Origin of the sequence: Dietzia aerolata (assembly GCF_014144865.1) — a bacterium.
Lineage (GTDB): Bacteria > Actinomycetota > Actinomycetes > Mycobacteriales > Mycobacteriaceae > Dietzia > Dietzia aerolata.
The window spans coordinates 1-10,555 of the sequence record NZ_JAALDM010000100.1 but is presented as its reverse complement, the minus strand read 5'-3'; the positions used below and the strand labels follow the sequence as shown (position 1 = coordinate 10,555).

The following is a 10,555-nucleotide window of genomic DNA, read 5'->3' as shown; positions in this document are numbered from 1 at the left end:
GTAGGTGACGCATTCATCTGAGGTGTATTGCGGATGCCGCGATCACCAACGACGGCTACTCCGATGGTCCGCTGGTGTGGCTGATGCCGTGCCTGATCGTCGCGGGCCGGGAGGTGCTTCGGCTCGCGCCGCAGCCGATGTCGTTCGGCGACTTCTATCCCGATCACCTGGATGGAGACGGCACTGTCATCGCCAGCCCCGACTCGACCCATCCGAGCCACGGGGAGTACCTGGCCGACCTCGCGCCTCGCGTGTGCGCGGAGCTCAACGACTACTTCGCCTCCCGCCACGAGACCGCTCTGACAGTGCCGGAGGTGGACGGGTGGGCGCGGGACTGCGCCTGGGTGCGCATCGAGACCGGCCTCTCCTTTGATGAACGGGGGCTCCCAGCTATCGCCGACACCGCTCGAGCCGCAGGTGAGGCGTTCGGGCTCGCGTCGGTAGGCCCGCGATCCACGCTGTACGAGCAGCTCGAATCACTCGCGGCCGGCGTGGTGGAGCTCGCTCCCCGCATGGAGGCGGACTTCGTCGGCCACGACGGATCCGGTGGACCGTTCGTCGACTTTCACGGCCCGGTCGATGCGGTAACTCCTGCCGCGCGGTCCTTCCTGGCCGAGCTGTCAGCCGATCGCCGGATCCGGATCGAGGCGTGGGTCGACGGGGCGGAAGTGTTGCGCGGCAACTAGCGTCTCCCTCTACCTCCGCACCCGAAGCCTCGGTGGGCGATGGGCCTTCGACGACGCGGGGCAAAGGCTGCGGGAACTGTCGAGCGGGTTGCGCCTACGCGCCCAAGCTATCGACGAATCCATCCTGCGAATATTGAGGGCAGCATTTCGGCGTTCTCAGGAAATATCTCCAGAACTTTCAGCGAGTGCCTGTCGGCCAGCTCTCTCTTCCGTTGAACTCGTTGCAAGTACTCGACCGAACTCATCATTCCGAACGCTTCGACCAATGTCCCATCCCAGAGCTTCCAATCGGCCTTAAGTTTCAGATTGCTATTAAGGGCTGAGTCGAACGGGTAGCTCGGTTCTACTTCGTGATGAATACCGTTTCGATGCATGAAGTCATCTACTGTCCGCTCGAAAGCCGATCGGCACAGGTGCCCATCTTCAGCGATTGAGACCATTCCACGACTGGTCCTGACACCTCCGAGTTTCCCGGCCACTCGTTCGAGCCAGGGAGCACTGCCTTGGAGTGCGACCATTCGGACTACCGCGCGGCGGACCTCTTCCGGCGAAACCCGCTTCATGGAGAATTTGCCAGGGGGCTGAGCCAGGCCTTCTAGCTCCTCATCCAGTGCGTCGAGGCCCCAGTCCGCAGTCTGTTGCCAGCTGGTTTCATCCCACACCGGAAGCCCTTCGGTGACATCCTTCACGCACCTCCGGCAGACGAAGGTCGTCCGGTTGCTCGCATCGCAAATGCCACAGGACAGGTCCATTCTTTTTTTGGCCGGATAACTCAGTTCAGCCAGGTTGCGAAGTCCCTCGCTCGCGCGGGGCGAAACGGCCAACGTACTGCGAGACCATTCTTCATTGACGTAGTGGGAGATCTCGGCTGGCAGCAGGGAACTCAATTCGTCGGGGAGGCGCCGTGGCGGGCTCACGTAAGGAATCGCGATGTGGTAACCAAAGTCGCAACCGATTACTACTCCGACCCCCGGAACTTCCCCGCCGCGTTCGACAACGACCGAACTAACCGTCTTCCCGTGGGCCTGCACCACCGAGGCGAGCTTGTCTGAGAATGCTTCGTGACGTGCGGTGACAGTCTTCGATTCTGTCTCGTACACTCCAGCCTTGTACGGCACTTTAGTGGTCAGCACCCGAACGGGCAGGCAAATATCACCCTTGCGGGATACAGTGAACATCCCGTCGGTCGCCGCACAGACTTGCCTCACTACGTCATCAACAATGTCGCTGGACAGATCCGAAATGTCGATTCGTTTTATCGCCAACTGAGGCCGCTTTCTGAAATGTATTCCGCTTCCATCGACTATCTGCGATATATCGAGCCGATCGCGCCGGGTTAAGACGGTAGCAGTTGGATAATTCGCCTTTACGAGTAGCTGTCGAGGAGCTCGCGGATCTGGGCGACGATCTCCCGGTCGGTGTTCTCGGCGTAGTCGATGAGTCGCTGATCGCCGCCTGCGGAGGGCTCGAGGACCGCGGAGACAATGTCGCCGATCGCGGTACCGCGGCGGTACAGGCGGACCTCCTCGTCCGACGACAATGGCAGCGGGGAGGGCAGGTGTCCGAGGCCGTAGCCGGCGAGCTCCTTGGAGATGTTGGTGACAACCGTTTCCCCGAGGCGGCTGACCCCGTAGGCGTCGCGCAGTTCGCGCATCTCGGTCACGTAGATGGTGTTGTCGTCGACGTGCTCGCCCAGGTAATCGAATCCGCTCATGGCTGTCCTGACTCTCGGGGGTCAACGCTGGACCCATTAGCCGCAAGTTTACGGGAGCGGCTGTCACAAAACCACTGACACCGGTGTGGATAACATAGCGCGTCTGCGAGTTACGATGCATGTCGTAGGCTGGGCGGCAACACTGCAGGTTCGGCCCGGACAAAAATAATGGCCGCCTCGCCCGGTTTTCGCCCGGTGACAGAAACGATGGATTGCGTCATCAGATTTCGAGTTTTTGCCGCCCCCCTCCGAACAGGCCGTTTCCGGGTGACAGAAACGGTGACAGAAACAAATCTGAAATAACCTAGTTGTGTCATGCGTTTTGACTACACGTCGCTCTGTGGCGGCCGAACAGGAAGGTAGGCATACCGTGGGTACCCCAAATCAGGCCAGAAGCGCCCAGAACCCCTCCGATTACGACCCCTTCGAGCTCGTTTTCGCGCCGCGCAGACCCCTGATGAACCCCACCTTCGACCTGAACCAGGACTCGTGGACAGGCACGGTCTACGGCTACGCCCGAGTCTCGACCGTCGACCAGTCCCTCGATCATCAGATCGACGCCCTCCGCCAGGCCGGCTGCGAGAAGATCTACACCGAGAAAATGAGCGGCACCCGCAACGATCGCGAGCAACTCAAGAAGCTCTGCTACGAACTCAAGCCCGGCGACACCGTGATCGTCACCCGCCTGTCCAGAGTCAGCAGATCGAGCCGCGACACCATGAAGCTCATGGACGCCTTCGCGGAAGTTGGGGTCCGGTTCCGCGCCCTTTATGAAGCAATCGACACCGCCACCAGCACAGGCAAGCTGTTCCTGACGATCTTGTCGGGGCTCGCCGAAGCCGACCGGGAGACCATCGTGGCCTCGACCAACGCCGGGCTCGCCGCAGCCCGAGCGCGTGGGAAAAAGGGCGGTCGACCGCCGGCCATCGACACCGAGAAAGCCAAACGCATCCTCGACTACATCGACCGGCTCAGCCTGGACATCGGCGAGACCGCCGACATCGTCAAGGTCAGCAAGCGCACCGTGCAGCGGTTCCTGGCGGAGAAGAAGGAATCCGACGACGCCGGCAACGACGACTTCTACAACAAGTACGGCCTGTCCAAGAAGGCGATGGCCAGCGACGTCCCCACCAGCCCCGACCCCATCGCCGAGCAGGTCGCCTAATTCCGCAGGTCAACACCCATAAAAGTAGCCCGCGGCGCCCCGGCCCGCGGGCTACTGCGGTGGTGCTGCACCCACGGCCGCCGGGGAGAGGGTGGACCAACGCCCGGGCAGAGCGCCCGGCCACAACATCGGGAGGACCCATGGGAAACAGCACCACCATCGAGGGGGACCTGACCATCCCCACCACCGCGATCAATGCCTGGGCAGAGGCCAACGATCTCGACCCGGCCGTCGTCGATGCTAAGACCGAGCTCTACTCAGCCCTCTTCGTGCGCTGCTCCGAGAACGTCGACCCAGAGGACGCCATCCACGAGATCAAGGCCACCGACGATGAGGTGACCGTCAACCTGTACGGCGACTGGGCCAGCGGGGTGTTCGACGATCTCCTTCGCGAGCTCGCCGGCTACGGGGTACGTGGCCGCATCACGTTCCCCGAAGAGCACTGGGGGTACGACCTCGAGAACAACGCCGTGACCTGCATCGAAGCCGAACTGATGTGGCCCGACGAGGAGGCCATGCTCATCACCGTCGACGCCCCCAGCCTGGGAACCCACCAGGCGATCTACACCCAGGAGCGGCCCGGCCGCCGAGGCATGGCCACGCTGCTGGAGCGGTGGCTAGGACAGAAGTCGACTGCCTGCGACCTTGACGAAGTGCTCGCCGAACTCGTCGCCGCGGGCGCCACCGTCACCCGCACCACGGTGCCGTTCAACCCCTGACAGCAAGGGCCGCGCCGAGCGGGCCTACCGGAAGAAGACCGGTTCGCCGAGCTCGTCGGCCCAGCCTTCCGGCAGTCGCCACTCGACGCGGTTCCCGTTCACCTCGTAACCGATGATGGTGGGTCCGCCGTTCTCCGAGCCAATGGGAATGTCCAGGGAAGTAGCACCTTTCGCCTTCGAGTTCGGCGGGAGGTCGATGATAGATGTATCGCCCTCGCAGGACGTTCCCAATAGGTCATCGTGGTAGCTGGCGACCTGGATGTTCTGGACCACTTCGCTGTCATCGTTTGTGAAGTAGAAGTCGGATGACCATAGCCATTGGGCGTACTCCTGGTCGCCTACCTCAACGTCAGCAACGAATTTGATCTGGCGTATTTCGCCGGTGACGCCCTCTGCCGCGAAGGCAGGAATATCGTCGTAGCTGACCGCTTTGCATCCGGTCGCGTCGAGACGCGAGTTGGTAATAGTAATCAGGGGGGTTCCAGTGTCGTCTGTGAGTGTGACAGGTTCACCGAGGTCGACCTCGACCGCACCCCTTTCGTTGGTTTCCTGCGCCTGCTCAGCAGGGGCCTCAGCGGGGGTTGCGGCAGGCTCAAAGCCGCCGTCGTCGTCGTTGCTGCACCCCGCCAAGGTGAGCGCGGATATGGTGAACGCCACTGCGGGAAATAGGCTTCGTTTCACGCCGCCTAGAGTACGGTAGCGCTCTCACTCAGGTGCACAGTAGCGTCATTTTGCGAGGCTAGAATCAGCTACTCTCGTGTCGATCATAAAGTGCGACTACGATTATATTCGACCGGTCACCGACATGGATCGCGGTTGATCCATTCCGGCGACCAAGATTCAGCATTAGGAGCGCATATGGCTGTCCGTTACGAAACCATTTACGTCGACGATCTCGATGGCGTCGAAATCGAAGACGGCCGGGCTGAAACAATCAAGTTCGGGGTCGACGGAAAAGACTACGAAATCGACCTCAGCGAACAGAACGCCGCCGCGTTCCGCGAGGCCATTCAGCCGTACCTCTCGGCGGCCCGCCCGGCGGACAACGGCAAGAAGCGGGCAGCCAAGACCTCCCGCCGCTCGAGCTCGTCGGCAGCCAAGGGTGAGACGGGGAAGATCCGCGCGTGGGCCCGCGAGAACGGCTACACCGTCTCAGACCGTGGCCGCATCCCCGCCGAAATCATGGAGGCGTACAACGCGGCGAACTAGCTTGCCGCGGCCAGCGCTAGCCTCGTCGACGCGGGCCCTGTCTGCGAGCTCGAGAATCGTTGTCGGGGGCTCCGCGGGATGGACGCAATGCCGCCTTCTATAAGATCCAGTTCATGAAACCCGTACTCGGCCTTGCCTCCCTTCTCGGAGCTGTGGTCTTGCTTTCCTCGTGCAGCTCGCCGTCTGAATCCCCCGTTGAGAACCCCGTGGGTAGCCCAGCAGCGGCTGCCTCGTCGGACTCCAACAACGACGAGTCGGCGGCCTGGCCGTACGAGGAGGGCGAGCTCCTGAGCGGGACCGCTACCCCAACCTTCCAGGACGGGGAAGCCGGAAAGGTGTCTGTAGTCCAGGTCGGTCCGTTTGATGGTTCACGCCTCCCGTTCGCATATCGGAACAACACCGACGCCGCGATTTCGCACATCGACTGGAGTGCCACGGCCCGCAACGGTGGGCAGATAGTTGCGACCGGAAGTAGCCAGGGGGGCACGCCGGCCCAGGTGCCGCCCGGAGGGGTCGGACTCGCCTTCATCTACTTCGGCTCCGACACGGAGCTGCCTGCGGACGCGGAGTACGAGTTCAGCGAGAACCACATGCCGGCTGACGCGACCCCCTACAACACCGCGCCGTTCGTGATCACCGAGTCGAACAATGTTGGCGGGTCAATAGTGGGTGCTGCCGTCAATCGCACTGGCTCGACGGTCACCGGACCGTACAGCGTGGAGGTCTACTGCTTCGACGGTGATGGCCTGGTTTCCAGCACTGGAACCTTCACCGAGCAGGACGGGGATCTCGCAGACGGCGGGACGGTGTCGTTCACCGCAGACCTGTACGACGAGCCGTGTCCCACCTATCTCCTGGGCGTGTCCGGCTACTTCAACCCCAGCTAGAGTCCGCGCAACGCCACGGCCCGGCCCCGAGGGACAACTTCGGGGCCGGGCCCTTTCGTGCGTGCGATACAGGCGCCGTACTGGGGGCTCGGTGGGCGGCTGCGCTGCGAACTGCTGCACCGGGAAAGGCGGGCAGCACAGTTGGGCATGCCAGTCGCACCGCACACCAGCACCGAGGAGCACCCCATATACGCCAACACTGACGCCTGCACCTTCGTCTTCTTCTTCGAGGGCACCGTCCACAACCCCGAGCATCCTGAGTCTTCTTCCTCGACCCGACCGCAGGCCTGAACCAGCGCGACCTGACTCGGTCCACGATTGCCACCTGGGGCAGAATCATCGACCACCATCAGCTCCAGCGAGTGCAGAAGCACTTCAAACCCCATAGGGATACGTGGCACAAACGCACATAGGGACTCTGCGACGCAGGAGCTATAGCCCCCGCCCGCCATCCCGCACGGGTGTACCCCAGAGAGACGGTCAGGTTTGCTTTGGCGCCTCCCGAGCCGCCAACTCACGTAGTGGTGGGGCGGAGCCGCAGCCATGCCGCTGGACAACAACCAGGTCGCCACCACCGTCGGAGCGCTTGCACGCGTCGCCGCCCGCACCGGCCGTGAGCCGCCAGCAACGACGCGCTCGAATCGAGAGCACGCTGTCCGGAAGTCGGGCAGATAGTGTGAGATGCATACCCGCGAGTGATCGTCCGTGCTGGCAGGACTGCCCGAGATCATCTGCGTAGACCAGGAGTGTGTGAGTGTCGGCGACGACGTTGGACCGCGGCCAGATCCTTCAACAGCTTCGGGGCTTTTCGGCCCACTGGTCTGAACGCATCGCCGAGTGGCGCGAGGAGAAGGTCACCGGCACTGAGTCGAGCTTCGCTCAGTCCTTCTGGTCCGACCTGCTCGCGTGTTTCGACGTCAATGCCGCCCGCATCGACCTATTCGAGCGCGAAGCCAGGCGTGCCTCTACCGGCAGTCGTGGCTCGATCGACGTATTCCAGTCCGGGGTGTTCATCGGCGAAGCAAAGTCCCTCGGCGTCGACCTGGACAAGGCCCAAGCCCAAGCCCAGGATTACCTCGCCGGCGGTTCCGTTGGGCAGCACGAGTTCCCGAAGTACGTGGTCGTCACCGACTTCGAATACATCCGCATTGACCAACTCGGCGAAGACGGGAGCCACGTCGAGTTCACTATCGACCAGGCGCCGGAGCATCTCGACGCGATGCTGTTCCTCGCCGGGCATGAGACCGTCTCGCGGCGCGAGGAGCAGGACGCCTCCATCCATGCCGCGCAACTCATGGCGCAGCTTTACGAAGCGATGGTCGGTGACGAGGCCGACCAAGACGTCGACGTCGATTTAGTTCTCACCGAAGATCCCGCCGATGAGGACGCCAGTGTGCAGCGGGCCTCGATGATGCTGACCCGCATCTTGTTCCTGCTTTACGGCGACGACGCCGGCCTCTGGGAAGCGGATCTGTTCCACCGGTGGGTCGAGCAACGCACCGACTCCGACAACCTCGGCGCACAACTGCACTCCCTGTTCGGTGTGCTCAACACCCCGACCAGCAAACGCAACAAGAACCTCGGCGACCTGCTGGCTCGCTTCCCGTACGTTAACGGTGCCCTGTTCGCCGATGTTCTGCCGCTGGAGTACTTCACCCCAGGCATGCGCGACGCGCTCCTGGAGGCGTGCCGGTTCAGGTGGACCCGCATCTCCCCAGCTGTGTTCGGCGCGATGTTTCAGCTCGTCAAGAGCAAAGAGGCCCGCCGTGCGGCCGGTGAGCACTACACCTCCGAGACGAACATCCTCAAGACCATCGGGCCGCTGTTCCTCGATGACCTACAGGCTGAGGCAGACCGCCTGTGCGGCAACAAGTCCACCAGCGTCAAAGCACTACGCGCGTTCCGGGACAGGCTCGCCACCCACGTGTTCGTCGACCCGGCCTGCGGGTGCGGGAACTTCCTCGTGGTTGCCTACCGCGACCTGCGACGGATCGAAACCCAGATCATCAAAGAGATCCGAACTCGCGAGGGGCAGACCGGCATGGCGTTGGACGCCACGCTGGAAACCAAACTCACCATCGGTCAGTTTCACGGCATCGAGATCAACTGGTGGCCGGCCAAAATCGCCGAGACCGCCATGTTCCTCGTCGATCACCAAGCCAACCGCGAACTCGCCGCCTCAGTCGGGCAGGCTCCCGAACGCCTGCCCATCACGATCACCGCCCACATCCACCACACCAACGCCCTCCAGGTCGACTGGAAAGACCTCTTCCCAGCTACCTCGGGCAGCACCTACGTGTTCGGCAACCCGCCCTTCATCGGGCAGTACACCAAGACCGATGAGCAGACAGACGACATGAAGCGTGTGTGGGGCCGCGACTACGATGGATACCTCGACTTCGTCACCGGCTGGCACGCCCAGGCCCTGCACTTGTACAGCGACGGAAGGCCCGGAGAGTTCGGTTACGTCACGACCAGCTCGATCACGCAGGGGCAACCAGTACCTGCACTGTTTAGGCCCATCCAACGCGAGGGCTGGCGCATCAAGTACGCGCACCGCACCTTCGCCTGGGACTCCGAAGCGCCCGGCAAAGCAGCAGTGCACTGCGTCATCGTTGGATTCACCCGAGACCGCGGCGCCAAGCAGAGACTGTGGACTTACCCCGACGTCAACGCAGCCCCAGTCGAAGCCATCGTCGAACAAGGCATAAACGCCTATCTCATCGACGGTCCGAACGTGCTCGTGACCAAGCGCTCGCAACCGCTCTCGCTAGAACTTGGTGCCGTGACCTACGGATCAAAACCTGCCGATGGCGGGCACCTTGTCCCGAAGGCTGGCACACCGCGTCCCGGACACGATCCGATCGCGATGAAGTACGTACGCCCCTACATCGGAGCAAAAGAACTCATCAACGGCACCGACAGATGGTGCCTCTGGATGGCAGACGACGACTTCGATCCCGCCGACTTGAAAGCGTCCTCCTACTTGAGGGGGCAGATCAAAGCCTGTCAAAGCTTCCGTGCTGGTAGCCGCAAAGCAAGCACCCGCGAAGCCGCCTACACCCCGCACCTATTCACCGAGATCAGAAGTACCGCGGTCCCCTTCCTGGCGATCCCCGCCCATGTAAGTGAAAACCGCCCGTACTTCTTGGCACAACGATTTCTTCCAGAGGTGATCTCGGGCAACGCAAACTTCCAGGTCGCCGACGAAGACGGCCTTCTGTTCGCACTGATCTCGTCGTCGATGTTCATCGTGTGGCAGCGAGCCGTGGGCGGGCGCATCAAATCCGATCTGCGCTTCTCGAACACCTTGACCTGGAACACCTTTCCAGTCCCCGAGCTCGGCAACACGGTGCGGTCGGCGATCATCACCCAAGGGCAGAAAGTGCTCGCTGCGCGCGCGAAGCACCCCGGACGGTCTCTTGCGAACGCATACAACCCGCTGGCGATGGATCCGGCGCTGGTGAAGGCGCATGATGCCCTCGACCGGGAGATCGACCGGGCTTTCGGGTCGCCTCGAAAGCTCAGCAACGAACGGCAAAGGCTGGAACTGCTCTTCGCTCGGTATGCCGCACTAACCGCATAGCGCTGAGAGCTGGAGCTCAGGTGCTCTTGTGGGACGGCGAGTTGATCAGCTCGCGAGCGTCCTGTGCGCTAACTAGCGGGTCACCAGCCCGGCTCCTCGCCACCTGGCTGCACACCAGACCAGCAGCTGCCGCCCGTAGCCGGGAAATACTTCTGCTTGATCGTGCAGTCACCGTCCGAAGGAGTATCGCTGGAGAGGTACGCGGTGAGATCGGGTTCGACTGGGCTGAACGGGGTGTAGACACCGGGAGCAAGGGCAACTAGCTGTCCGTCAGCTAGTTGCCCCTCGTAGGTCGTGGCCAGCCGTTCATCAATGGACGAGACGCTGACTTTCTTCGGATAGCCCGCAAGCACTCCGTCGCCGGAGGGGTACGTCAGTGCGGCAGGGTCGCTGGTCTTGTCATCGTTCGTTGTGTTGGTGCTATCTGTGCCGCAGGCGACCAGAGTGAGGCAACAAGCTGCGGCTAGTAATGCTCGTCTCATAATTGGATCATCGCAGAACGCCGCCCTCGGGCTACTGGCATGAGCGAGAAACCGACGGGATGGTGTAAACCAAGCGACGGATTAGCTTTCATCGGTCCCCCAGCACT

11 protein-coding genes are annotated in these 10,555 nt (G+C 62.4%); 7 read left to right on the top strand and 4 right to left on the bottom strand.

The window, feature by feature from the left end; all coding sequences use genetic code 11:
* Nucleotides 1-83 precede the first annotated feature (83 nt).
* Nucleotides 84-686: a hypothetical protein gene (locus G6016_RS06875; protein WP_182631933.1), complete on the top strand. Its 603-nt coding sequence runs from the start codon at nt 84-86 to the stop codon at nt 684-686.
* 107 nt (nt 687-793) lie between these two features.
* On the opposite strand, the gene G6016_RS06870 is transcribed toward G6016_RS06875, so the two are convergent.
* Nucleotides 794-1,864 (bottom strand): hypothetical protein, encoded by a 1,071-nt coding sequence (locus G6016_RS06870; protein ID WP_182631932.1) that lies wholly within the window; start codon nt 1,862-1,864, stop codon nt 794-796.
* A gap of 188 nt (nt 1,865-2,052) precedes the next feature.
* Nucleotides 2,053-2,400, bottom strand: coding sequence for a hypothetical protein (locus G6016_RS06865; RefSeq protein ID WP_182631931.1), 348 nt, complete (start codon nt 2,398-2,400; stop codon nt 2,053-2,055).
* Nucleotides 2,401-2,770: 370 nt separating this feature from the next.
* Here G6016_RS06865 and G6016_RS06860 point away from each other — a divergent pair, with 370 nt between their 5' ends.
* A complete protein-coding gene (locus G6016_RS06860) occupies nt 2,771-3,565 on the top strand; it encodes a recombinase family protein (protein WP_182631930.1) in 795 nt (264 codons plus the stop codon).
* 140 nt (nt 3,566-3,705) lie between these two features.
* Nucleotides 3,706-4,284 (top strand): hypothetical protein, encoded by a 579-nt coding sequence (locus tag G6016_RS06855; RefSeq protein ID WP_182631929.1) that lies wholly within the window; start codon nt 3,706-3,708, stop codon nt 4,282-4,284.
* 24 nt (nt 4,285-4,308) lie between these two features.
* On the opposite strand, the gene G6016_RS06850 is transcribed toward G6016_RS06855, so the two are convergent.
* Nucleotides 4,309-4,965: a hypothetical protein gene (locus tag G6016_RS06850; protein WP_182631928.1), complete on the bottom strand. Its 657-nt coding sequence runs from the start codon at nt 4,963-4,965 to the stop codon at nt 4,309-4,311.
* Between the two features lie 177 nt (nt 4,966-5,142).
* On the opposite strand from G6016_RS06850, the gene G6016_RS06845 reads away from it, so the two are divergent.
* From G6016_RS06845 to G6016_RS06830, 4 genes are all read left to right on the top strand, one after another.
* Nucleotides 5,143-5,493 carry a histone-like nucleoid-structuring protein Lsr2 gene (locus G6016_RS06845; protein WP_182631927.1) on the top strand — a complete coding sequence of 117 codons (351 nt, stop codon included), beginning with the start codon at nt 5,143-5,145 and terminating at the stop codon, nt 5,491-5,493.
* A gap of 206 nt (nt 5,494-5,699) precedes the next feature.
* Complete coding sequence (locus G6016_RS06840; RefSeq protein WP_182631926.1) at nt 5,700-6,380, top strand: hypothetical protein; 681 nt, start codon at nt 5,700-5,702, stop codon at nt 6,378-6,380.
* Nucleotides 6,381-6,527: 147 nt separating this feature from the next.
* The gene (locus tag G6016_RS06835) at nt 6,528-6,671 is read left to right on the top strand and encodes a hypothetical protein (protein ID WP_182631925.1); all 144 of its coding nucleotides are present in this window, start codon (nt 6,528-6,530) and stop codon (nt 6,669-6,671) included.
* 463 nt (nt 6,672-7,134) lie between these two features.
* Nucleotides 7,135-9,966 (top strand): DNA methyltransferase, encoded by a 2,832-nt coding sequence (locus G6016_RS06830; protein WP_182631924.1) that lies wholly within the window; start codon nt 7,135-7,137, stop codon nt 9,964-9,966.
* A gap of 80 nt (nt 9,967-10,046) precedes the next feature.
* Here the strand turns inward: G6016_RS06830 and G6016_RS16970 are convergent, their stop codons facing one another.
* Entirely contained in the window at nt 10,047-10,448 is a 402-nt protein-coding gene (locus G6016_RS16970) for a YgdI/YgdR family lipoprotein (protein ID WP_206682291.1), read from the bottom strand.
* Nucleotides 10,449-10,555 lie beyond the last annotated feature (107 nt).

Bases quoted from the DNA above. Each gene is read 5' to 3' on its own strand.
- G6016_RS16970 (WP_206682291.1), bottom strand. From the start codon at position 10,448: ATGAGACGAGCATTACTAGCCGCAGCTTGTTGCCTCACTCTGGTCGCC.
- G6016_RS06845 (WP_182631927.1), top strand. From the start codon at position 5,143: ATGGCTGTCCGTTACGAAACCATTTACGTCGACGATCTCGATGGCGTC.
- G6016_RS06855 (WP_182631929.1), top strand. From the start codon at position 3,706: ATGGGAAACAGCACCACCATCGAGGGGGACCTGACCATCCCCACCACC.
- G6016_RS06835 (WP_182631925.1), top strand. From the start codon at position 6,528: ATGCCAGTCGCACCGCACACCAGCACCGAGGAGCACCCCATATACGCC.
- G6016_RS06875 (WP_182631933.1), top strand. From the start codon at position 84: ATGCCGTGCCTGATCGTCGCGGGCCGGGAGGTGCTTCGGCTCGCGCCG.
- G6016_RS06870 (WP_182631932.1), bottom strand. From the start codon at position 1,864: ATGTTCACTGTATCCCGCAAGGGTGATATTTGCCTGCCCGTTCGGGTG.
- G6016_RS06865 (WP_182631931.1), bottom strand. From the start codon at position 2,400: ATGAGCGGATTCGATTACCTGGGCGAGCACGTCGACGACAACACCATC.